16 protein-coding genes and 1 pseudogene are annotated in these 22,936 nt (G+C 52.3%); 14 read left to right on the top strand and 3 right to left on the bottom strand.

Annotated elements, in window-relative coordinates:
- Nucleotides 1-4 precede the first annotated feature (4 nt).
- The 8 genes and pseudogenes from LDB27_RS16940 (at nucleotide 5) to foxA (ending at nucleotide 9,477) form a co-directional block, all read left to right on the top strand.
- Entirely contained in the window at nucleotides 5-2,977 is a 2,973-nt protein-coding gene (locus LDB27_RS16940) for a type III restriction-modification system endonuclease (protein ID WP_225519950.1), read from the top strand.
- Nucleotides 2,978-3,253: 276 nt separating this feature from the next.
- Entirely contained in the window at nucleotides 3,254-3,355 is a 102-nt protein-coding gene (ssaA, locus tag LDB27_RS16935) for a small effector SsaA (RefSeq protein ID WP_000934834.1), read from the top strand.
- 115 nt (nucleotides 3,356-3,470) lie between these two features.
- On the top strand, nucleotides 3,471-4,874 hold the full coding sequence (locus LDB27_RS16930; protein WP_000393711.1) for a cytochrome ubiquinol oxidase subunit I: 1,404 nt from the start codon (nucleotides 3,471-3,473) through the stop codon (nucleotides 4,872-4,874).
- Nucleotides 4,871-5,881 (top strand): cytochrome d ubiquinol oxidase subunit II, encoded by a 1,011-nt coding sequence (gene cydB / locus LDB27_RS16925; RefSeq protein ID WP_000151047.1) that lies wholly within the window; start codon nucleotides 4,871-4,873, stop codon nucleotides 5,879-5,881. The genes LDB27_RS16930 and cydB overlap by 4 nt, the downstream gene beginning before the upstream one ends.
- Nucleotides 5,827-6,012, top strand: a complete 186-nt coding sequence (locus LDB27_RS23970) for a DUF2474 domain-containing protein (protein ID WP_305954967.1) — start codon at nucleotides 5,827-5,829, stop codon at nucleotides 6,010-6,012. The genes cydB and LDB27_RS23970 overlap by 55 nt, the downstream gene beginning before the upstream one ends.
- Nucleotides 5,931-6,123 (top strand): annotated as a pseudogene (locus LDB27_RS23855) (hypothetical protein). Before LDB27_RS23970 ends, LDB27_RS23855 begins: the two are co-directional and overlap by 82 nt.
- A gap of 95 nt (nucleotides 6,124-6,218) precedes the next feature.
- Nucleotides 6,219-7,223, top strand: coding sequence for a ferrioxamine uptake transcriptional regulator FoxR (gene foxR, locus LDB27_RS16915; RefSeq protein ID WP_023137189.1), 1,005 nt, complete (start codon nucleotides 6,219-6,221; stop codon nucleotides 7,221-7,223).
- Nucleotides 7,224-7,368: 145 nt separating this feature from the next.
- The gene (foxA, locus tag LDB27_RS16910; protein ID WP_225519873.1) at nucleotides 7,369-9,477 is read left to right on the top strand and encodes a ferrioxamine B receptor FoxA; all 2,109 of its coding nucleotides are present in this window, start codon (nucleotides 7,369-7,371) and stop codon (nucleotides 9,475-9,477) included.
- 40 nt (nucleotides 9,478-9,517) lie between these two features.
- Here foxA and LDB27_RS16905 read toward each other — a convergent pair whose 3' ends face one another.
- A complete protein-coding gene (locus LDB27_RS16905; RefSeq protein ID WP_000433131.1) occupies nucleotides 9,518-10,150 on the bottom strand; it encodes a LysE family transporter in 633 nt (210 codons plus the stop codon).
- A 231-nt stretch (nucleotides 10,151-10,381) separates the two neighbouring features.
- Here LDB27_RS16905 and yahO point away from each other — a divergent pair, with 231 nt between their 5' ends.
- Entirely contained in the window at nucleotides 10,382-10,657 is a 276-nt protein-coding gene (gene yahO, locus LDB27_RS16900) for a DUF1471 family periplasmic protein YahO (RefSeq protein ID WP_000848026.1), read from the top strand.
- Between the two features lie 135 nt (nucleotides 10,658-10,792).
- On the opposite strand, the gene prpR is transcribed toward yahO, so the two are convergent.
- Entirely contained in the window at nucleotides 10,793-12,418 is a 1,626-nt protein-coding gene (gene prpR, locus LDB27_RS16895; RefSeq protein WP_023233105.1) for a propionate catabolism operon regulatory protein PrpR, read from the bottom strand.
- A gap of 265 nt (nucleotides 12,419-12,683) precedes the next feature.
- On the opposite strand from prpR, the gene prpB reads away from it, so the two are divergent.
- The 4 genes from prpB to prpE all read left to right on the top strand — a co-directional run bounded on the left by prpB (nucleotide 12,684) and on the right by prpE (nucleotide 18,269).
- On the top strand, nucleotides 12,684-13,571 hold the full coding sequence (gene prpB, locus LDB27_RS16890) for a methylisocitrate lyase (protein WP_000052223.1): 888 nt from the start codon (nucleotides 12,684-12,686) through the stop codon (nucleotides 13,569-13,571).
- Between the two features lie 110 nt (nucleotides 13,572-13,681).
- Entirely contained in the window at nucleotides 13,682-14,851 is a 1,170-nt protein-coding gene (gene prpC, locus LDB27_RS16885) for a 2-methylcitrate synthase (RefSeq protein ID WP_001285878.1), read from the top strand.
- Nucleotides 14,852-14,890: 39 nt separating this feature from the next.
- The gene (locus LDB27_RS16880) at nucleotides 14,891-16,342 is read left to right on the top strand and encodes a bifunctional 2-methylcitrate dehydratase/aconitate hydratase (protein ID WP_023207501.1); all 1,452 of its coding nucleotides are present in this window, start codon (nucleotides 14,891-14,893) and stop codon (nucleotides 16,340-16,342) included.
- Nucleotides 16,343-16,382: 40 nt separating this feature from the next.
- Entirely contained in the window at nucleotides 16,383-18,269 is a 1,887-nt protein-coding gene (gene prpE / locus LDB27_RS16875) for a propionate--CoA ligase (RefSeq protein WP_023207502.1), read from the top strand.
- 101 nt (nucleotides 18,270-18,370) lie between these two features.
- On the opposite strand, the gene hemB is transcribed toward prpE, so the two are convergent.
- Complete coding sequence (gene hemB, locus LDB27_RS16870; RefSeq protein WP_000130724.1) at nucleotides 18,371-19,345, bottom strand: porphobilinogen synthase; 975 nt, start codon at nucleotides 19,343-19,345, stop codon at nucleotides 18,371-18,373.
- A 512-nt stretch (nucleotides 19,346-19,857) separates the two neighbouring features.
- Here hemB and ehaB point away from each other — a divergent pair.
- Entirely contained in the window at nucleotides 19,858-22,869 is a 3,012-nt protein-coding gene (gene ehaB / locus LDB27_RS16865; protein ID WP_000556503.1) for an autotransporter adhesin EhaB, read from the top strand.
- Nucleotides 22,870-22,936 lie beyond the last annotated feature (67 nt).

Below are 22,936 nucleotides of genomic sequence, written 5' to 3'. Positions count from 1 at the left end.
GATGATGATGAATATTTTACTGGAAGAACTTCCCCATCAGGAACAGGCGTTAGCGGCGATTCTGGCGAGTTTCACCGGTATCGATCACGCGCAGGCCGATCATAATCACTATGCTAATCCGCTGATTAAGGAACGTTACGACGATAAGGCCAATATTGACGTTAAAATGGAGACCGGGACGGGCAAAACCTATGTCTATACCCGGTTGATGTATGAACTGCATCAGAACTACGGCCTCTTCAAATTTGTGCTGGTGGTGCCGACGCCAGCCATTAAAGAAGGCGCGCGGAACTTTATCATCAGCGATTACGCCAGACAGCATTTTTCACAGTTCTACGAAAATACGCGGATGGAACTTTGCACCATTAACGCCGGTGATTTTAAAGTAAAGTCGGGGCGTAAAAATTTTCCGGCCCAGCTATTAAGTTTTACCGATGCCAGCCGTCGTGATAGCCATACGATTCAGGTTTTGCTGATCAATGCGCAAATGCTCAATTCCGCCAGTATGACGCGAGACGATTACGATCAAACGCTCCTGGGTGGGCTGACGTCGCCTGTTAAAGGGCTGCAAATGACGCGACCGGTGGTCATTATTGATGAACCGCATCGTTTTGCGCGAGATAACAAATTTTATCGAGCGATTCAGGCTATTCAGCCGCAAATGATCGTCCGCTTTGGCGCTACCTTCCCGGATATTGTCGAAGGTAAGGGTAAAAATAAATGTGTACGTAAAGATTACTATCGCCGGCAACCGCAGTTTGATCTCAACGCGGTGGACAGTTTTAACGATGGTTTGGTGAAAGGTATTGATATTTATTACCCGAATCTCCCCGAAGAACAGGCCAACAATCGTTATATCGTTGACAGCGTCACGGCAAAGAAATTAATCCTCCGACGGGGGAGCAAAATTGCCGAGGTTGGCGTGGGCGAAAATCTCGCCGATGTCGATGCAGGATTTGAGGGCAGTATTGAATATGCCGGCAGTAAAATGTTGTCGAACGATCTGGAGCTGGAGGCAGGGATGGCGCTGGTGCCAGGAACCTTTGGCGCAAGCTACCAGGAACTGATTATTCAGGACGCCATTGATAAGCATTTTGACACCGAGCAGGCAAATTTCTTACGCAGCAATGAGCCAGAAAATAATGCCCCGCGTATTAAGACCTTAAGCCTTTTCTTTATTGACAGTATTAAAAGCTATCGTGATGACGAAGGCTGGTTGAAACTGAAGTTTGAGTGTTTACTGAAAAAGAAACTGACGCAACTGATTGACGATTATCAGCGCAAGACCCTGCCGCGAGAAGTGGAGTATCTGTCGTTTCTGCAGGCCACGCTCGCCAGCCTGCACTCGGATAACCAAAACGTCCACGCTGGTTACTTTGGCGAAGACCGGGGAAGCGGCGATGAGGCGATCCAGGCTGAAGTAGATGATATTCTGAAAAATAAAGAGAAGTTGCTCAGTTTTTCAGACCATCACGGCAACTGGGAAACGCGCCGCTTTCTGTTTTCAAAATGGACGCTTCGCGAAGGCTGGGATAACCCGAATGTTTTTGTCATTGCTAAATTACGTTCTTCCGGTAGCGAGTCGAGCAAAATTCAGGAAGTGGGGCGCGGTCTGCGGCTACCGGTAGATGAAAACGGCCATCGCGTTCATCAGGAAGAGTGGCCGTCCCGGCTGTCGTTTCTGATTGGCTATGATGAAAAAACGTTTGCCAGTATGCTGGTTGATGAGATTAATCGCGACAGCAAAGTTCAGCTTAATGAGCAGAAACTGGATGAGGCGATGATCACACTCATCGTCACCGAGCGGCAAAAAGTCGATCCTGCGTTTACGGAGCTTCGTTTGCTGGAAGATCTGGATGATAAAAAACTGATCAACCGGAGTAATGAGTTTAAACCCAGCGTCACGCTTAACGGGGAAACCAAAAGTGGTTTTGCGTGGCTACTGGAGTTCTACCCTGAGCTGACGCAGGCTCGGGTGCGAGCGGATCGCATTCGTGACAATAAGCCCGCCTCCCGGCTGCGAGTCAGGTTACGCAAAGAGAATTGGGAACAACTTAGCAGTATCTGGGAGCAGTTTTCCCGCCGTTATATGCTGCAATTCGAGCGTAGCGGCGCTTCTCTGGAACAGATTGCCGCCGAGGTGCTGCGCGATCCGGCGCTGTATATACGCCAGAAGCCAAGCCAGGTGCAACAACGGCTGGTATCGAATGAAGATAATGGCCGTTTTGAAGTGGCGCAGCGGGAAGGCGAATTAGCCGCCAGCGAATTTATGGCGGGCATGAAATATGGCCATTTTCTTAAGCAACTGGCGTTACGCACCAGTCTGCCGGTTAACGTCCTGCACCCGGTGTTAATGGCGATGCTGCGTGATGTTTTGCACGGAGATTCACGTTATTTAAGCGAGATCTCGTTGGACAATATGACCCGCGCATTACAGGCGCGGATTAATGCGCATTTTGCGCAGCGCCACGATTATCTGCCTCTCGATTTTCAGGCTTCAACGTCGGTATTTGATTCCACGGCACGGCAGTTCAGAGAGGAGATTAGCGCTGAAATTGTGGGGAAAAATGTGGATGAGAATGCGATAGACGATCCCCGTTCTCTCTATCAAATACCGCCGTTGCGTTATGACAGCGTCGATCCAGAATTGCCGCTATTAAAATACGATTATCCGCAACAGGTTTCTGTGTTTGGCAAATTGCCTAAGCGGGCCATTCAGATCCCCAAATATACGGGGGGCTCTACTACGCCGGATTTTGTGTACCGTATTGAGCGTCAGGACGCCGACAGTGTTTATTTACTGGTTGAAACTAAAGCAGAAAATATGCGCGTAGGCGATCAGGTTATTCTTGATGCGCAACGTAAATTCTTCTATATGCTGCGTCGGCAAAATATCAATGTCGAGTTTGCGGAAGCGACCAGCGCGCCGGCGGTATTTTCTACGATCAATGGCTTGATTGAGGGGAAGGTAAACTAACGGGTTTGAATGGACCTTAACGGTTATCTTTTTGATAGACCATATAAAATGGCCGCCGCGCAGCGAGCGTTGCGGTCATTCTCCCTGTGCTGATCCCCCGTCCCGTAAACCGCGTTGACTTGAAGGTTATCGTTTTACGTCTATTCTTAACTTTCAGCTAAGCGTATTTTGCTGAAATTGCAAATAGTCTTGAGGACTCTGTTTTTTTGTTTTGCCGTTATTTTTATAACGGCCAGGTAGATATTGCCAATTGAATGTAACTAAGGGAGACATGTTATGCTAAATAGATACTACCGTTTCGCAGTCGAAAAAGACGACCCCTCCGAAGCGCCAGAGTCGGGCGATAAGCCTGACAGCCAGCCGCAAAAAAAATCGTAATTTATCTGGATATTCCCCGACGTTTTTACGTTTGGGGAAATAACCGTTTCGTTTCAACCTGGTTGCGAACAGTGAATATTTTACACGAAGTGACTATATATAAACGGGAGGGAATATGGAGTTTGATGCATTCTTTTTAGCGAGACTCCAGTTTGCCTTTACCGTCTCTTTTCATATTATTTTCCCCGCGATTACGATTGGCTTAGCCAGTTACCTGGTGGTACTGGAAGGTCTATGGCTAAAAACGCGTAATCCTGTCTGGCGCTCGCTCTATCAGTTCTGGCTCAAAATTTTTGCCGTCAACTTCGGGATGGGCGTGGTCTCCGGTCTGGTCATGGCTTACCAGTTCGGAACGAACTGGAGCGGTTTCTCCCAGTTCGCCGGCAGTATCACCGGGCCTTTATTAACCTATGAAGTGCTCACCGCATTCTTCCTGGAAGCGGGATTCTTAGGCGTGATGCTTTTTGGCTGGAACAAAGTCGGGCCGGGCCTGCATTTCTTGTCTACCTGTATGGTGGCGTTGGGCACGTTAATGTCGACGTTCTGGATTCTGGCGTCTAACAGTTGGATGCATACCCCGCAGGGATTTGAAATTCACAACGGTCAGGTGGTCCCGGTGGACTGGTTCGCGGTGATTTTCAACCCGTCGTTCCCGTATCGCCTGTTGCATATGTCCGTTGCGGCGTTTTTAAGTAGCGCGATGTTTGTCGGCGCGTCCGCTGCCTGGCATTTACTGAAAGGTAACGATACGCCGGCTATCCGCCGTATGTTCTCGATGGCGTTATGGATGGCGGTCGTGGTGGCGCCCGTTCAGGCATTGATTGGCGATATGCATGGCCTTAATACTCTGAAGCATCAGCCGGTCAAAATTGCCGCGATTGAGGGGCACTGGGAAAATACGCCCGGCGAGCCAACGCCGCTTACGCTGGTAGGCTGGCCGGATATGGAGGCGGAACGGACCCGCTATGCGCTTGAGATCCCGGCGTTGGGCAGTCTGATCCTGACGCATAGCCTGGACAAACAGGTGCCTGCGCTAAAAGATTATCCCAAAGAGGATCGCCCCAACTCTACCGTGGTGTTCTGGTCTTTCCGTCTGATGGTGGGCATGGGCGTACTGATGATCTTCCTGGGGCTGGCCAGCCTGTGGCTACGCTACCGACGCCGACTGTATCATTCGCGGCCCTTTATGCACTTTGCGCTGTGGATGGGGCCGTCCGGGCTTATCGCCATCCTTGCCGGATGGGTGACGACTGAAGTAGGACGTCAGCCGTGGGTGGTCTATGGCCTGCTGCGAACGCGTGATGCGGTTTCCGCGCACAGCACCTTGCAGATGAGCATCAGTTTGCTGGCCTTCTTTGTGGTCTATTCTCTGGTCTTTGGGGTTGGCTATATTTATATGATTCGCCTTATCCAGAAAGGGCCGCAGCCGGCGGAGACACCGACCGCTGAAACCGATGGCAGACCCGCGCGTCCTATCTCTGCCGTGGGAGAATCGCTTGAGCAGGAGAAACGCGAATGACCATCGATCTTCCGGTTATCTGGTTTGCTATTATCGTGTTCGCCACGCTGATGTATATCGTGATGGATGGTTTCGATCTGGGCGTCGGTATCCTGTTTCCGTTTATTCGTGATAAACACGATCGCGATGTTATGGTGAACTCAGTCGCGCCGGTATGGGACGGGAACGAAACCTGGCTGGTGCTGGGCGGGGCCGGGCTTTTTGGCGCGTTCCCGTTGGCTTATGCCGTCATCACCGACGCGCTGACTATCCCGCTGGTGGTTATGCTGCTTGGTCTTATCTTTCGCGGCGTCGCGTTTGAATTCCGTTTTAAAGCCACCGAGTCGCATCGCGCTTTCTGGGATAAATCCTTTATCGTCGGGTCAATCCTGGCGACCTTTGCCCAGGGGGTTGTGGTGGGGGCGGTGGTGAGCGGTTTTCAGGTGGAAGGGCGAACCTTTAGCGGTTCGCAGCTTGACTGGCTGACGCCGTTTAATCTGTTCTGCGGTGTCGGTCTGGTTGTCACCTACGCGCTGCTGGGCGCTACCTGGCTGATTATGAAAAGCGAAGATCCGCTGCATAGCCGGATGTGCGCGCTGTCGCGCCCGTTGTTGATCGTCTTGTTGCTGGTGATGGGAGGCGTCAGCGTGTGGACGCCGCTCACCCACGACGACATCGCCGAGCGCTGGTTCACGCTGCCCAATTTATACTACTTCCTGCCGGTGCCTGTGCTGGTGTTGGCTTTTAGCGTCTGGCTATGGCGCAGCGTGAAAAAACCAGAATCCCATGCGCGTCCATTTATTCTCACGCTAGGGCTGATTTTTCTGGGGTTCAGCGGGTTAGGCATCAGTATTTGGCCGAATATTATTCCACCGGATATTTCGCTGTATGCCGCCGCCGCGCCGCCGCAAAGTCAAAGCTTTATGCTGGTTGGGGCGCTGATAATCATCCCGATTATTCTGGCTTATACCTTCTGGAGCTACTACGTCTTCCGTGGAAAAGTGCGACATGGAGAGGGATATCACTGATGGTTAAAGTGAAAAAATGGTCGCGGCGAGTCGTATGGATGGTCGCGATATGGTGCGCCAGCGTGCTTCTGCTGGCGGGCGTCGGAATGTTGTTCAGACTGCTCATGACCTCCGCAGGATTTCGCTCCTGACTGATACCCCCCGGACGCGCTTTCGTCTCTGGCGAAAGCGCGTTTTTATCGACAGATCGGCGTTTATCGATCACCTTTGCTCGCCTTATCTCTCCCCTCAATAGCGGTTGATAATTATTCTCATCTTTATTGTCGTTCCCGGGCCGCAGTGATATGGTTACACAGTGGCTAACGCTCTGGTATAACGCAGATAAACGGTATTGATAATGTCTCCGATCTCCTGTCACTCTTCCGCCGCCCCGGCGATGAAAAAGATCTTTTCCGTCAGCGACTTCATCGCGTTTGGCGAGCGTTATGGCATTGATTACCGCTTCCCTGCGTTACCGCAGTATACGCAGAGTAGTCCCGTACTTCATGGCGATATCGAAGAGATAGCGCTTCCCGGCGGGATTTGCATTACACGCTCGGATGTTCACGTGTTACAACCTTATGAAACCACCTCTCGCCATAGCAGTCCGCTGTATATGCTGGTGGTGCTGGAAGGTAACGTTGCGCTGGCTGTCAATGAGCAGACCTTTTTGTTGAGCGCGGGGATGGCGTTTTGCTCGCAACTGAGTGAGCAGCAGACGATACGCGCCCATCACGGCGCAGACAGTAAATTGCGCACCCTGTCGCTGGGAATGTACCCGGACGGCGGATGGCGGGAGCGTTTGCCTGTCTCGCTGGCAGACGAGTGGGAAAATAGCGCGGCCTCGGCGAGGGTCTGGCAGGTGCCGGAGTTTCTGCTTTCAGGGCTACGCTATGCGCAGCAGCCCGGACCTCATACGGCGTCACGCCAGTTAATGCTGGAAGGCATCATGCTGCAATTGCTGGGCTATGCGCTAAATCTATGTCAGCCCGCGAAGCAAAAACGCGGGCTTCCCGTCACCGGTGAATATCAGCGGCTGGAGCTCATTCGGCGTTTACTGGAGCAGACGCCGGAAAAAGCCTACACGCTGAACGAACTGGCGCGTCGGGCGGCAATGAGTCCAAGTAGTCTGCGGTGCAAGTTTCGCCATGCCTATGGGTGTACCGTGTTTGATTATCTGCGCGATTGCCGCCTGGCGCGCGCGCGTCGTTATCTGATGGAGGGATACAGCGTGCAGCAGGCCGCCTGGATGTCAGGCTATCAACATGCCACAAACTTTGCGACGGCATTTCGTCGGCGTTATGGCTGCTCGCCCGGCGAGCTGCGTGACGCGTCTCTGACGGCGTCACGACACTGTGCGTAACGCGCTCCGCCAGAGCGGTAATATCCGCCGCTAACCCGGTTTTCTGCCGCTTTGGGTGATTTTTTATCATTGCGCATAGGCAATCTGGCGTTACGCATAGTGGTCCGTCATCTCTAAAAGGTAATAATTCTTATTTACAATAAAGATGCCTTTGGAGATGTTCATGTTTGCGACAACGCGTATGGCGCTATTGATAGGCGGAGCTATCGGCGGCGCGACTTTTCCTCTTTTTGCCCAGGAAACCACAAAAAATGATACCGTCATTGTCACCTCGCCCGTTCAGAGTGGCGCGACCAAGCTGGCGACGCCAGATATTGAAACGCCGCAGTCGGTATCCATTATTACCCGCCAGCAGTTTGAAGAGCAGGGCGCAACCAGCGTGCGTCAGGCGGTCAGCTACACCCCAGGCGTATACAGTAATCAGATAGGCGCCTCTAACCGCTTTGATTACATCGTATTGCGTGGTTTTTCGGACGGTAGTCTGGATAACGTCTATCTCGACGGGTTAAAAATGATGGGCGACACCAATTCACACAGTTCGTTGGTGGTTGACCCCTGGTTTCTGGAAGATATTGAGGTGGTACGCGGCCCGGCGTCCGTTCTGTATGGACGTTCATCGCCAGGCGGCATTGTCGCGCTGACGTCGCGAAAACCGGCGTTTGATGCCGGGGGAGAGGTGAAGCTGTTTGCCGGCAATCACAACCAGCGCGGGGCGGCTTTTGATGTGACCGGCCCACTGGATGACAATGAACGTGTGGCGGCGCGTCTTAGCGGCATGACACGTTACGCCGATTCGCAGTTTACCCCCTTGAAAGAGGAACGCTATGCGCTGATGCCGAGCCTGACCTGGCGAATTACCGATCGGACGCGTCTTGATCTTATGGCCTATCTGCACCGTGATCCGGAAGGCGGTAGCCACTCCGGACTGCCTTATCAAGGCACGGTTGTACCTTATAACGGCGGAAAAATTTCTAACACTTTCTTTGAAGGTGAAGATGACTACGACAAATACGATCGCCGTGAAAATATGGTGGGTTATAACATTGAGCATCTGTTCGATAACGGCTGGTCGGTACGGCAAAAATTGCGCTATTTGCATACCAAAGTGACGTTGAATCAGGTCTATGCCGCAGGTTGGTTGAATGAAACGGCGCTGAATCGCGGCTATTCCGGCTCCGGGGAGAAAATGTCGGCTATCGCGCTGGATAATCAGCTCGACGGCAGTGTGGATACCGGGGCGATTAATCATCGTCTGCTGGTGGGGATCGATTATCAGGATCGCAGTAATCATACTACTGGCTATTATGGCGCGTTTCCGCCGATTGACGCTTTCAACCCTGTTTATGGCGCTCAGCCGGATTACATTACGTTGTATAGCCGTGAAAAACATAAGCTGCGGCAGACCGGATACTATTTACAGGATCAGATGTCATGGGATCGCTGGCGCTTTACGTTGGGCGGTCGTTACGATCGGGTCAGCGTGTCTAACATCGACAAACTTCATGATTCACGCAGCGATCTCGATAAAAACAACGTCAGCACCCGTGCCGCGTTGCTTTATCTGTTCGACAATGGCGTCGCCCCCTATCTCAGTTATTCTACCGCGTTTACGCCAACCAGCTTCGCCGACGAAAACGGCAATGTGCTGGAACCGATGAAAGGCAAGCAGTGGGAGGCGGGGGTAAAATACGAACCGCTGGGGGGGAACAGCCAGTTTAGCGCCGCCGTGTATCGTATTAACCAGACCAATATCGCGACCAAAGTAGAACCTACCGATCCGTACCGCTCGATTGGTGAAATTGAGTCTAAAGGGGTTGAACTGGAGGCCATTAGCCATTTGTCGGATAGCGTCCGTTTGCAGGCGGCATATACCTATACTGATATCCGTTATAAGAAAAGTAGCCCGCAAGAGCAGGGTAAGCGCGCGGTTTATGCTCCACGGAACCAGGCCAGCGCCTGGCTAAGTTACGATGTGAAAAGCGGTCTGTTAGAGGGGCTGACTTTGGGCTCCGGCATTCGGTACGTCAACGGCGTGACCAGCGATCGCCTGAATACCCACACCTTGCCGTCCTATACACTGGTCGATATGGTGGTAGGGTATGATTTATCCAGCATTGGGTTAAATGGCTTGAGCGCCCAGCTCAACGTAAATAACCTGACGGACAAACGCTATGTCGCTGCCTGTAATTCGCTCTCTTATTGTTATTTTGGTGCCGAGCGTAGCATTGTAGGCAGCGTTTCATGGGCGTTTTGATAACGCTTATCGTCCGGTAGCAAAGGCTACCGGGCAAACATTAGCGGTGCGTCACGCCTTCATAGAGAAGTCTGAGCGCAAACATCCCGATAATGGCGCCGATAACACGGCTGGCAATGCGCTGTATTCGCCCATAAGCGCGGCGGACTGCGGGGAGCGAAAAGGCTTGGCTGAGAAAAATACGCCAGATAACGGATGACAGCACAATTCCGGCCCAGGCCATTAACCTTGCCCATGTGGGCGTTTCTGCGCTAAGTGTTACGGAAAAAATACTGATAAAAAACAGTACGGTTTGCGGATTGGATAAATCGGTCATTAATCCCCGGCGAAAGAAAATTGTCCACGGGGCGGCAATCGGCGTCTGGAGCGTGCTCATTTGCGGCGTCGCCTGGTGGCGAATACTGTTCCAGGCGAACCATAATAAATAGGCGCCGCCGACAATTTTGATAAGAGAAAATACCGCTTCGCATTGCGTAATGAGCGTCGCCAGACCGAAAAGCCCCAGCCCGGAATAAAAGGCGTCTCCCGTGGCGACGCCCAGGCCGGTGATGACTCCCGCCCGGCGTCCTGATGCGAGGCTGGTTTGCACCACCACAAACAGATTCGCGCCGGGATTAAAAAAGGTTAACACAAACAGACTGACGGTAAGCACAACGGCATGAAACGGCTCCATAGGCAACTCTTCCCATAGCCTCAAGAAATAACGTTCATCTTATTAATAGTCAAACCAGATGATTGCGAGTGAGATCACAAAGCAGGGGCGTTTTAATCCGCGTTGTTACGCCGACAGAGCGGGGGCTGACTGGATTTTTCCAGCAATCTACACTACTTATTTAATCAGTCCGAACGGCCTTTTTGTTCTGATAAAGCGATGATGGCGTAATAATAAAACGAGGGTTTTGCTATGAAAACTGGCTACAAGGTTATGCTTGGCGCATTAGCGTTTGTCGTGACAAACGTTTATGCCGCAGAAATCATGAAAAAAACGGACTTTGATAAAGTCGCCTCCGAATACACGAAAATTGGCACGATTTCCACCACCGGGGAAATGTCGCCGCTGGATGCCAGAGAAGATTTAATCAAAAAGGCGGATGAAAAAGGGGCGGATGTGGTGGTGCTGACGTCCGGGCAGACAGAAAATAAAATTCATGGTACGGCTGATATTTATAAAAAGAAATAAAAGCGTTGCATCATAAAAATACCCGCCTGGGTTTCCGGCGGGTATTTTTATTCCTGGCAACCGGCATCCGTTTTGCCGGATGACGGCCTGCAGTAAACGTAGCGCCATCAGGCATTCAGGACGCAGTCATTTGTCTTAATTACCCGACTGGTCTTTGGCACCTGCTTTTAAACGACGCCACAGAGTGGTGCGGCTAATCCCCAGATAACGCGCCGCCGCGGTCTTATCGCCCTTAAAGCGCGCCAGTACATCCTGTAACGCGTGCGCATCCACGGTTGAAGGCGTCAGCTCTGCTGTGTTCACCATAAGCTCAGGTAATAACTGCCGCATAAATTGCCTGTCCAGCGTTGGCGCGGGATCGACGCTTAAAAAAAGCGCCAGGCGCTCCATCATATTACGCAGTTCGCGAATATTACCGGGCCAGCGCCAGGCCAGCAAAAGTGGCTGACACTGTATCAATCCATGACGTATCGATTCGGTAAACGGAATTTCCATCGCCGCCAGCGACTGTTTTAAAAAGCTTTCCGCCAGCGGCAAAATATCAGCCTGCCGCTCGCGCAAAGGAGGAAGCGTCAGACGCAGAATACTCAGGCGGTAAAAGAGATCGGGGCGAAAACGTCCTTGCATTATCTCCCGATCCAGATCGCAATGCGTGGCGCTGATCACCCGGACATCCACCGGGATCGGCTGGTGTCCGCCGACGCGAGTGACGGCTTTCTCCTCCAGTACGCGCAAGAGTCGGGTTTGTAACGGCAAGGGCATTTCGCCGATTTCATCCAGAAACAGCGTGCCGCCGTGTGCGATTTCAAACAGCCCCGCCCGGCCTCCTCGTCGTGAACCGGTAAACGCGCCCTCTTCATAACCAAACAGTTCCGCTTCCAGCAACGACTCGGTAATCGCGCCGCAATTGACGGCGACAAAGGGAGGGGATGGCTTATTCTGACGGTGAGGCTGGCGGTGAAAAAACGTCTGGTGAATCGCCTGCGCCGCCAGCTCTTTTCCGGTCCCTGTTTCCCCCTGAATCAGCACTGCCGCACGGGAGCGGGCATAGAGTGTAATCGTCTGGCGGAGCTGCTCCATTTGCGGCGACTGGCCGCGTATATCGCCCAGTTCATACCGGGTTTGTAATCCCTTGCCGGATGGGTAATCCACGCGCTGTCGCCGTGTCAGACGGGTCATATCCAGCGCATCATGGAAAGCCTGACGAACGGTCGCCGCGGAATAAATAAAGATGGCGGTCATTCCCGCTTCTTCCGCCAGATCGGTAATTAATCCCGCGCCGACGACAGCCTCAATACCGTTGGCCTTAAGTTCGTTAATTTGCCCGCGCGCGTCCTCTTCGGTGACATAGCTTCGCTGTTCAAGACGGAGGTGAAACGTTTTCTGAAAGGCAAGTAAAGCCGGAATGGTCTCCTGATAGGTTACGATACCGATAGACGAGGTGAGCTTTCCCGCTTTCGCCAGTGCCTGTAATACATCGAATCCGCTGGGCTTGATGAGGATCACCGGTATTGACAGGCGACTTTTTAAATAGGCTCCATTCGAACCCGCCGCGATAATCGCGTCGCAGCGCTCGGTCGCCAGTTTTTTGCGAATGTAGGTCACCGCCTTTTCAAAGCCGAGTTGAATAGGCGTGATGGTCGCCAGATGATCGAATTCCAGGCTGATATCCCGAAACAGTTCGAACAGACGCGTTACGGAGACCGTCCAGATCACCGGTTTATCGCTATTATCGCGCGGAGCGCTGTGGGCAGTCGTCATCGCAGTAAGTTCATCTTTAAGGGGCGATTTTTTGTTTTAAACGTGTTTCATAAATGTTGCAATGAAACAGGGCGATTCGTTTCATGAAACGTTAGCTGACACGTTTTTCTTTTACCTTAATCGCGCTTATTCATAACAGAAATGACTGTAATCACCTGTTTTTAAATCTCATTGTATTTAATTTTCTCGCTGCCTCTTTGCCTGGCATAGCCTTTGCTTTGGTGAATACATCTTGAGTAACAATTTACTAACATGAGGACGAGATATGTCTTTACATTCGCCGGGGCAGGCATTTCGCGCCGCGCTCGCTAAAGAGAATCCATTACAAATTGTCGGCGCGATCAATGCTAACCATGCTCTGTTGGCCCAACGGGCCGGGTATCAGGCTATCTATCTTTCTGGCGGCGGCGTAGCGGCAGGCTCGCTTGGACTGCCGGATCTGGGGATTTCTACGCTGGATGATGTGTTAACCGATATCCGGCGCATCACGGATGTTTGCCCGCTGCCGCTGTTGGTGGATGCGGATATTGGCTTTGGCTCCTCCGCCTTTAATGTCGCGCGGACGGTAAAGTCCATAGCCAAAGCGGGCGCCGCCGCGCTGCATATTGAAGACCAGGTTGGCGCTAAGCGCTGTGGACACCGTCCAAACAAAGCGATCGTCTCGAAAGAGGAGATGGTAGACAGAATTCGGGCGGCAGTGGATGCGCGCACCGATCCGAACTTTGTGATCATGGCGCGTACCGATGCGCTGGCGGTGGAAGGGCTGGAGGCGGCTCTCGATCGCGCGCAGGCTTACGTGGACGCGGGGGCTGACATGCTGTTCCCGGAGGCGATCACCGAACTGTCGATGTACCGCCAGTTCGCCGACGTGGCGCAGGTGCCGATCCTCGCCAACATCACTGAGTTTGGCGCGACGCCGCTGTTTACGACCGACGAGTTGCGCAGTGCAAACGTGGCGATGGCGCTCTATCCGCTGTCGGCGTTTCGCGCCATGAACCGCGCCGCAGAAAAAGTCTATACCGTGCTGCGCCAGGAAGGGACGCAAAAGAACGTGATCGACATCATGCAAACCCGCAACGAGCTGTACGAAAGCATCAATTACTACCAGTTCGAAGAGAAGCTGGACGCGCTGTACAGGAATAAAAAATCGTAGCCTGTAGGCCTGATAAGGCGAAGCCGCCATCAGGCAATGCCGGATGGCACTACGTTTATCCGGCTTACACGCCTCAATACCCTACACATTAAAAAAATGACGAGGACACTATGAGCGACACCACGATCCTGCAAAATAATAACCATGTCATTAAGCCCAAAAAATCCGTCGCCTTGTCTGGCGTACCAGCCGGAAATACCGCTCTGTGTACCGTGGGAAAAAGCGGTAACGATCTGCACTATCGCGGTTACGACATTCTCGATCTGGCGGAGCATTGCGAATTTGAAGAAGTCGCGCATTTGCTGATCCACGGAAAATTACCGACCCGCGACGAGCTGAACGCTTATAAAAGCAAGTTAAAAGCGCTGCGCGGATTACCCGCCAATGTCCGTACCGTTCTGGAAGCGTTACCGGCGGCCTCGCACCCGATGGACGTGATGCGTACCGGCGTTTCCGCGCTGGGCTGCACCCTGCCGGAAAAAGAGGGACATACCGTCTCCGGCGCGCGCGATATTGCCGATAAGCTGTTGGCCTCGCTCAGCTCTATCCTTCTTTACTGGTATCACTACAGTCACAACGGCGAACGTATTCAGCCGGAAACCGACGATGATTCCATCGGCGGCCATTTCCTGCATCTGCTGCATGGTGAAAAGCCAACCCAAAGCTGGGAAAAGGCGATGCATATTTCGCTGGTGCTGTATGCCGAGCATGAGTTCAACGCCTCGACGTTTACCAGCCGGGTGATTGCCGGGACCGGCTCGGATGTCTACTCCGCGATTATCGGCGCGATTGGCGCGCTGCGGGGCCCGAAACACGGCGGGGCGAATGAGGTGTCGCTGGAAATTCAACAGCGTTATGAAACGCCGGACGAGGCAGAGGCGGATATCCGTAAACGCGTGGAAAACAAAGAGGTGGTGATTGGCTTTGGACATCCGGTTTACACCATCGCCGACCCGCGCCATCAGGTGATCAAACGGGTGGCGAAACAGCTTTCAGAAGAAGGCGGCTCGCTGAAGATGTACCACATCGCCGACCGTCTGGAAACGGTGATGTGGGAAACCAAAAAGATGTTCCCGAATCTCGACTGGTTTTCGGCGGTCTCCTACAACATGATGGGCGTCCCTACCGAAATGTTCACCCCGCTGTTTGTCATCGCCCGCGTTACCGGCTGGGCGGCGCACATTATTGAACAGCGTCAGGACAACAAGATTATTCGCCCCTCTGCCAACTATACCGGGCCGGAAGATCGTCCGTTTGTCTCGATAGACGATCGTTGCTAACTCACTCTTATTAAAAATAAAACGCAGGAAACGTACCCTATGTCTACCCAAGAACTGAACATCCGTCCGGAATTTGACCGCGAAATCGTCGATATCGTGGATTACGTGATGAACTACGACATCACCTCAAAGGTGGCGTACGACACCGCGCATTATTGCCTGCTCGACACGCTCGGCTGTGGTCTGGAAGCGCTGGAATACCCGGCCTGTAAAAAATTGCTTGGGCCGATCGTACCAGGCACGGTGGTGCCCAACGGCGCACGCGTGCCGGGCACCCAGTTCCAGCTCGATCCGGTACAGTCAGCTTTTAACATTGGCGCGATGATCCGCTGGCTCGATTTTAACGATACCTGGCTTGCCGCCGAGTGGGGCCATCCTTCTGATAACCTCGGCGGTATTCTGGCGATTGCGGATTGGTTGTCACGTAACGCCGTCGCCGCCGGCAAAGCGCCGCTGACCATGAAACAGGTATTGAGCGGGATGATCAAAGCCCATGAAATTCAGGGCTGCATCGCGCTGGAAAACGCCTTCAACCGTGTCGGGCTTGATCATGTGCTGCTGGTCAAAGTGGCCTCGACCGCGGTGGTCGCTGAAATGCTGGGGCTGACGCGCGATGAGATCCTCAACGCGGTATCGTTGGCGTGGGTCGACGGCCAGTCGCTGCGCACTTATCGTCATGCGCCGAATACCGGTACGCGCAAATCCTGGGCGGCGGGCGATGCGACTTCGCGCGCGGTACGTCTGGCGCTGATGGCGAAAACCGGCGAGATGGGCTATCCCTCGGCGCTCACCGCCAAAACCTGGGGCTTCTACGACGTTTCATTCAAAGGTGAAACGTTCCGTTTCCAGCGCCCTTACGGCTCCTACGTGATGGAAAACGTGCTATTCAAAATTTCTTTCCCGGCAGAGTTCCACTCGCAAACCGCCGTCGAAGCGGCGATGACGCTGTATGAGCAGATGCAGGCCGCGGGTAAAACGGCAGCGGATATCGAGAAAGTGACCATCCGCACCCACGAAGCCTGTCTCCGCATTATCGATAAAAAAGGCCCGCTCAATAACCCGGCGGACCGCGATCACTGTATCCAGTATATGGTCGCCGTGCCGTTGCTGTTCGGACGGTTAACCGCGGCGGATTATGAAGACGAGGTGGCGCAGGACAAGCGTATTGACGCCCTGCGCGAGAAAATCGTGTGTTATGAGGACCCGGCTTTTACCGCCGACTATCACGACCCGGAAAAACGTGCTATCGGCAATGCGATCACCGTGGAGTTTACTGATGGCTCACGCTTTGGCGAGGTTGTCGTGGAGTATCCGATTGGTCATGCGCGTCGCCGCGCCGACGGTATTCCGAAGCTTATCGAAAAATTTAAAATTAACCTGGCGCGTCAGTTCCCGACTCGCCAGCAGCAACGCATTCTGGATGTCTCCCTGGACAGAGCCCGCCTGGAGCAGATGCCGGTTAACGAATACCTCGATTTATATGTCATCTGAGCCAGCCAGCAGTAAGGCGTAAGTTCAACAGGAGAGCGTGATGTCTTTTAGCGAATTTTATCAGCGTTCCATTAACGAACCGGAGGCGTTCTGGGCCGAGCAGGCCCGGCGTATCGACTGGCGACAGCCGTTTACGCAGACGCTGGATCATAGCCGTCCACCGTTTGCCCGCTGGTTTTGCGGCGGCACCACTAACTTATGTCATAACGCCGTTGACCGCTGGCTGGATAAACAGCCGGAGGCGCTGGCGCTGATTGCCGTCTCATCAGAGACCGATGAAGAGCGTACATTTACCTTCAGCCAGTTGCATGATGAAGTCAACGCTGTGGCCGCCATGTTGCTGTCGCTGGGCGTGCAGCGTGGCGATCGCGTATTGGTCTATATGCCGATGATTGCCGAAGCGCAGATAACCCTGCTGGCCTGCGCGCGCATTGGCGCGATCCATTCGGTGGTCTTTGGCGGTTTTGCCTCGCACAGCGTGGCGGCGCGCATTGACGATGCCAGACCGGCGCTGATTGTGTCGGCGGATGCCGGAGCGCGGGGCGGTAAAATCCTGCCGTATAAAAAGCTGCTTGATGACGCTATTGCGCAGGCGCAGCATCAGCCGAAACACGTTCTGCTGGTGGACAGAGGGCTGGCGAAAATGGCGTGGGTGGATGGGCGCGATCTGGATTTTGCCACGTTGCGCCAGCAGCATCTCGGCGCGAGCGTGCCGGTGGCGTGGCTGGAATCCAATGAAACCTCATGCATTCTTTACACCTCCGGCACTACCGGCAAACCGAAAGGCGTCCAGCGCGACGTCGGCGGTTATGCGGTGGCGCTGGCAACCTCGATGGACACCATTTTTGGCGGCAAGGCGGGCGGCGTATTCTTTTGCGCATCGGATATCGGCTGGGTCGTCGGCCACTCCTATATCGTTTACGCGCCGTTGCTGGCAGGCATGGCGACTATTGTTTACGAAGGACTGCCGACGTACCCGGACTGCGGGGTCTGGTGGAAAATTGTCGAGAAATACCAGGTTAACCGGATGTTTTCCGCCCCGACCGCGATTCGCGTGCTGAAAAAATTCCCGACGGCGCAAATCCGCAATCACGATCTCTCCTCGCTGGAGGCGCTTTATCTGGCCGGTGAGCCGCTGGACGAGCCGACGGCCAGTTGGGTGACGGAGACGCTGGGGGTGCCGGTTATCGACAATTATTGGCAGACGGAGTCCGGCTGGCCGATCATGGCGCTGGCCCGCGCGCTGGATGACAGGCCGCCGCGTCTGGGAAGTCCCGGCGTGCCGATGTACGGTTATAACGTCCAGCTACTCAATGAAGTCACCGGCGAACCTTGCGGCATAAATGAAAAAGGTATGCTGGTGATTGAGGGGCCGCTGCCGCCGGGCTGTATTCAGACTATTTGGGGCGACGATGCGCGTTTTGTGAAGACTTACTGGTCGCTGTTTAACCGTCAGGTTTATGCCACCTTCGACTGGGGAATCCGCGATGCCGAGGGGTATTACTTTATTCTGGGCCGTACCGATGATGTGATTAATATTGCGGGCCATCGGCTGGGGACGCGAGAAATAGAAGAAAGTATCTCCGGTTACCCGAACGTAGCGGAAGTGGCGGTGGTGGGGATAAAGGACGCTCTGAAAGGGCAGGTAGCGGTGGCGTTTGTTATTCCGAAGCAGAGCGATACGCTGGCGGATCGCGAGGCGGCGCGCGACGAGGAAAAAGCGATTATGGCGCTGGTGGACAACCAGATCGGTCACTTTGGTCGTCCGGCGCATGTCTGGTTTGTCTCGCAGCTCCCCAAAACGCGTTCCGGAAAGATGCTTCGCCGCACGATCCAGGCGATCTGCGAAGGCCGCGATCCGGGCGATCTGACAACCATTGACGATCCCGCGTCGTTGCAGCAAATTCGCCAGGCGATCGAGGAATAGCCGTAAGCCGGATAAGCCGCGTCCGGCAACGGGTTAGCGTCAGCGACTGAATAGTGGGGTAACGTCGGGAAAGGGCGGCAGCGCGCCGCCCTGTAACAGAATTAACGCAGAATATTTTTCTCAGCCAGATCCAGCGCGAAGTAGCTGAAAATCAAATCGGCGCCGGCGCGTTTAATCGAGCCCAGACTTTCCAGCACGACCTTTTCTTCATCGATGGCGCCAGCCATAGCAGCAAATTTAATCATGGCATATTCACCGCTCACCTGGTAAGCGCCAAGCGGCAACTCTGTGCGTTCGCGGATTTCACGCAGCACGTCCAGATACGCGCCGGCCGGTTTCACCATCAAGCAATCCGCGCCCTGGGCTTCGTCGAGCAGTGATTCGCGAATCGCTTCACGGCGGTTCATCGGATTCATTTGATACGTCTTGCGGTCGCCTTTTAACGCGGTGCCCGCTGCTTCACGGAAGGGGCCGTAGAAAGAAGAGGCGAACTTGGTGGAGTAGGACATTATTGCCGTATCGGTAAAACCGGCGGCATCCAGCGCCTGGCGGATAGCCTGGACTTGTCCATCCATTGCCGCGGAGGGCGCAATAAAATCTGCTCCAGCCGCCGCCGCGATAACGGCCTGTTTGCCGAGGTTGGCCAGCGTCGCATCGTTATCCACACCGTGTTCGCACAACACGCCGCAGTGGCCGTGCGAGGTGTATTCGCAGAAGCAGGTGTCGGACATGACGATCATCTCCGGCACGGTTTGCTTACAGATGCGGGACATTCTTGCCACCAGGCCGTCTTCTTTCCAGGTATCGCTGCCGGTGTCATCAGTATGGTGGGAAATGCCGAAGGTCATAACGGAACGAATACCAGCATTTGCGATACGTTCAATCTCTCGCGCCAGCTGCTTTTCCGGGATACGCATTACGCCGGGCATGGCATCAATAGCTTTGTAATCGTCGAGTTCTTCTTCAACAAAGATCGGCAACACCAGGTCGTTCAGGCTAAGTGTTGTCTCTTCAAACATAGCGCGCAGCGCAGCGGATTTGCGCAGGCGGCGAGGGCGATGGATAAGGTCTGTCATGGTCTGCCTGATGTTTGTGGAATCGAAGGCCCAGTATACCTGAATCTGCAGGCAGATGTTTTACGAAAACGGTCCTTAACGTAGCAGGCGCAGCCCCGGCGGCGGCAGAACATGGCGCTTCTTTTATATACCGGAGATTAATACCTCAGGCACTATATCATTTTAAATAAGAATTAGTTTTACGTTGTTTTTAGTTTTATTTCATCGTCATTTAAGTAAATGTGGGTTTTAACATTATTCATATTTATTTTATTTTTCTTTAATCCATATTTATCTCATATGTATTTTATTTTTTTATTTTCTTGTAACCTCATGAAAAAGAATGATTTTTAATTATCTATTTTCCTTTTATTACGTCTTTTTAATTCATGTCCGAATCCGGACTGAGGATAAAGAATAATTGAACCTTTTAGCAATGACGCCGCATAATCCTCCTTGCTAAACATCTATATGTTTTTATGCATTGATAATTGATGGATCAACTATATTACGTCCCTGAGGAGGGATGACAAATGCACTCCTGGAAAAAGAAACTTGTAGTCTCACAATTAGCATTGGCTTGCACTCTGGCAATCACTTCTCAGGCGAATGCTACTACTAATGATATTTCTGGTACCACTTACAATACGTTTCATCACTACAACGATGCGACCTACGCTGATGGCGTTTATTATGATGGCTATGTAGGTTGGAACAACTACGCAACTGATAGTTACTATAACGGTGACATTTATCCTGTAATCAATAACGCGCGAGTTAATGGCGTTATTTCTACCTACTATCTGGATGATGGCGTTACTACCAATACTAATGCGAATAGCCTGACAATTAAAAACAGTACTATTCATGGTATGATTACCTCCGAGTGTATGACTACCGATTGCGTAAATCGTGACACCGGGTATGTATATGATCGCCTGGCGCTGACCGTTGATAACTCTACCATTGATGACAACTACGAGCATTATACCTATAACGGTACCTATACCGATGGTACTGCGGATACGCATGTTGTTGATGTTTATGACATGGGTACCGCGATTACACTGGATCAGGAAGTTGATCTGTCTATTGTAAATAATTCTCATGTTGCTGGTATTACCCTGACTCAGGGCTACGAATGGGAAGATATCGACGATAACACCGTTAGCACTGGCGTAAACAGCGGTGAAGTATTTAATAACACAATCAATGTTGCTGATTCTACCGTAACCTCTGGCTCATGGTCTGATGAAGGTACTTCCGGCTGGTTTGGTAATACTAATAACGCTAGCGATTACAGCGGTTCTTATACTGCTGATGACATTGCGATTGCGGCAATTGCAAACCCATACGCTGATAATGCAATGCAGACGACGGTCAACCTCAGCAACTCCACGCTGATGGGCGATGTTGTATTCTCCAGCAATTTCGATGAGAACTTCTTCCCGAATGGAGCGGATAGCTATCGTGATACTGATGCTGACCGCGACACGAACGGTTGGGATGGCACTGACCGTATGGATGTTACCCTGAATAATGGTAGCAAATGGGTTGGTGCAGCAATGTCTGTACATATGACAGACACTGGTACTGATGCCGATGGAGACGGTGTTTTTGAATATACTGTAGATACTGACGGCGACGGTATTCTTGATGCCACATCTCCGGATGGAGTTTACGATTCTTATGCTGTAGGTACCGAGGCAACTGCAAATCTGATCGATATCGCAGCTAATAGTCTGTGGCCATTATCAACTGTAGGTGTTGATAACATTTATACTGACTACAGTGAGTATAACCATATCGTTGGTAACGAAGTTTATCAGAGCGGCCTGTTTAACGTGACCCTGAATACCGGATCACAGTGGGACACTACTAAAACTTCTCTGATTGATACGCTGAGTATCAATAGTGGTTCTGTTGTCAATGTTGCTGATTCTACTCTGGTTTCTGACACTATCGGCCTGACTGGTGGTTCTGCTCTGAACATCAATGAAGATGGTCATGTTGCAACTGATACCCTGTCTATCGATAACAGTACCGTTACGATTGCTGATGATGTTTCTGCTGGCTGGAGCGTAAATGATGCTGCCCTGTACGCAAACACTATCAACGTAACCAATAATGGTGTACTGGATGTTGGTAATAGCGCTTCTAATGCGCTGCAGGTTGATACTCTGAACCTGACCAGCTACACCGATGCTAACGGTTATGTGAACGCAGGTGTTTTCAACATCGAAAGTAACCGTTTCGTACTGGATGCTGACCTGACTAACGATCGTACTAACGACACGACTAAGTCTAATTACGGTTATGGCGTGATTGCGATGAACTCTGATGGTCATTTGACCATTAACGGTAACGGCGATACTTACGATACCGACCAGACGGAAGCAGGTCAGGATGAAGTTGATAACGTTGGTGACAATGTTGCAGCTGCAACCGGTAACTATAAAGTACGTATCGACAATGCTACAGGCACGGGTTCTGTTGCGGATTATAAAGGTAATGAGCTGATCTATGTTAACGATAAGAACAGCACCGCTACCTTCTCTGCAGCAAACAAAGCTGACCTGGGTGCTTACACCTATCAGGCTAAGCAGGAAGGCAACACTGTCGTGCTGGAACAGATGGAACTGACCGACTACGCTAACATGGCGCTGAGCATTCCTTCTGCGAACACCAATATCTGGAACCTGGAACAAGACACCGTTGGTACTCGTCTGACCAACGCTCGTCATGGCCTGGCGGATAACGGCGGCGCATGGGTAAGCTACTTCGGCGGTAACTTCAACGGCGACAACGGCACCATTAACTACGATCAGGATGTTAATGGCATCATGGTCGGTGTTGATACCAAAGTTGACGGTAACAACGCTAAGTGGATCGTTGGTGCGGCAGCAGGCTTCGCGAAAGGCGATCTGAGCGATCGTACCGGTCAGGTGGATCAGGACAGCCAGTCTGCCTACATCTACTCTTCCGCTCGTTTCGCAAACAACATCTTTGTTGATGGTAACTTGAGCTACTCTCACTTCAACAACGATTTGTCTGCTAACATGAGCGACGGTACTTACGTTGACGGCAACACCTCTTCTGACGCCTGGGGCTTTGGCTTGAAACTGGGTTATGATCTGAAGCTGGGTGATGCAGGCTACGTAACGCCTTACGGCAGCGTATCCGGTCTGTTCCAGTCTGGCGACGACTACCAGCTGAGCAACGACATGAAAGTTGACGGTCAGTCCTACGACAGCATGCGTTATGAAATCGGTGTAGATGCAGGTTATACCTTCACTTACAGCGAAGATCAGGCGCTGACGCCGTACTTCAAACTGGCTTACGTTTACGACGACTCCAACAACGATGCTGACGTAAACGGCGACTCTATCGACAACGGCGTAGAAGGTTCTGCGGTACGTGTTGGTCTGGGTACTCAGTTCAGCTTCACGAAGAACTTCAGCGCCTACACCGATGCTAACTACCTCGGCGGCGGTGATGTTGATCAAGACTGGTCTGCAAACGTTGGTGTTAAATATACCTGGTAATCATTTTCTCTCAGGAGAAATAAAGGTAATTTAAACTGAAAAATGCCCGTCAAGGACTTGACGGGCA

The organism is Salmonella sp. JXY0409-18 (assembly GCF_020268625.1).
GTDB classification, from domain to species: domain Bacteria; phylum Pseudomonadota; class Gammaproteobacteria; order Enterobacterales; family Enterobacteriaceae; genus Salmonella; species Salmonella enterica.
The sequence above is the reverse complement of the archived record's forward strand: the minus strand, read 5'-3'. Positions and strand labels throughout refer to the sequence as shown.

What these genes read in the sequence shown, in the direction of transcription:
- ssaA (WP_000934834.1), top strand. Translation starts at nt 3,254, where the DNA reads ATGCTAAATAGATACTACCGTTTCGCAGTCGAAAAAGACGACCCCTCC.
- foxA (WP_225519873.1), top strand. Translation starts at nt 7,369, where the DNA reads ATGCCTTTGGAGATGTTCATGTTTGCGACAACGCGTATGGCGCTATTG.
- LDB27_RS16905 (WP_000433131.1), bottom strand. Translation starts at nt 10,150, where the DNA reads ATGGAGCCGTTTCATGCCGTTGTGCTTACCGTCAGTCTGTTTGTGTTA.
- prpB (WP_000052223.1), top strand. Translation starts at nt 12,684, where the DNA reads ATGTCTTTACATTCGCCGGGGCAGGCATTTCGCGCCGCGCTCGCTAAA.
- ehaB (WP_000556503.1), top strand. Translation starts at nt 19,858, where the DNA reads ATGCACTCCTGGAAAAAGAAACTTGTAGTCTCACAATTAGCATTGGCT.
- prpR (WP_023233105.1), bottom strand. Translation starts at nt 12,418, where the DNA reads ATGACGACTGCCCACAGCGCTCCGCGCGATAATAGCGATAAACCGGTG.
- cydB (WP_000151047.1), top strand. Translation starts at nt 4,871, where the DNA reads ATGACCATCGATCTTCCGGTTATCTGGTTTGCTATTATCGTGTTCGCC.
- foxR (WP_023137189.1), top strand. Translation starts at nt 6,219, where the DNA reads ATGTCTCCGATCTCCTGTCACTCTTCCGCCGCCCCGGCGATGAAAAAG.
- LDB27_RS16940 (WP_225519950.1), top strand. Translation starts at nt 5, where the DNA reads ATGATGAATATTTTACTGGAAGAACTTCCCCATCAGGAACAGGCGTTA.
- yahO (WP_000848026.1), top strand. Translation starts at nt 10,382, where the DNA reads ATGAAAACTGGCTACAAGGTTATGCTTGGCGCATTAGCGTTTGTCGTG.
- LDB27_RS16930 (WP_000393711.1), top strand. Translation starts at nt 3,471, where the DNA reads ATGGAGTTTGATGCATTCTTTTTAGCGAGACTCCAGTTTGCCTTTACC.
- prpE (WP_023207502.1), top strand. Translation starts at nt 16,383, where the DNA reads ATGTCTTTTAGCGAATTTTATCAGCGTTCCATTAACGAACCGGAGGCG.
- prpC (WP_001285878.1), top strand. Translation starts at nt 13,682, where the DNA reads ATGAGCGACACCACGATCCTGCAAAATAATAACCATGTCATTAAGCCC.
- LDB27_RS16880 (WP_023207501.1), top strand. Translation starts at nt 14,891, where the DNA reads ATGTCTACCCAAGAACTGAACATCCGTCCGGAATTTGACCGCGAAATC.
- hemB (WP_000130724.1), bottom strand. Translation starts at nt 19,345, where the DNA reads ATGACAGACCTTATCCATCGCCCTCGCCGCCTGCGCAAATCCGCTGCG.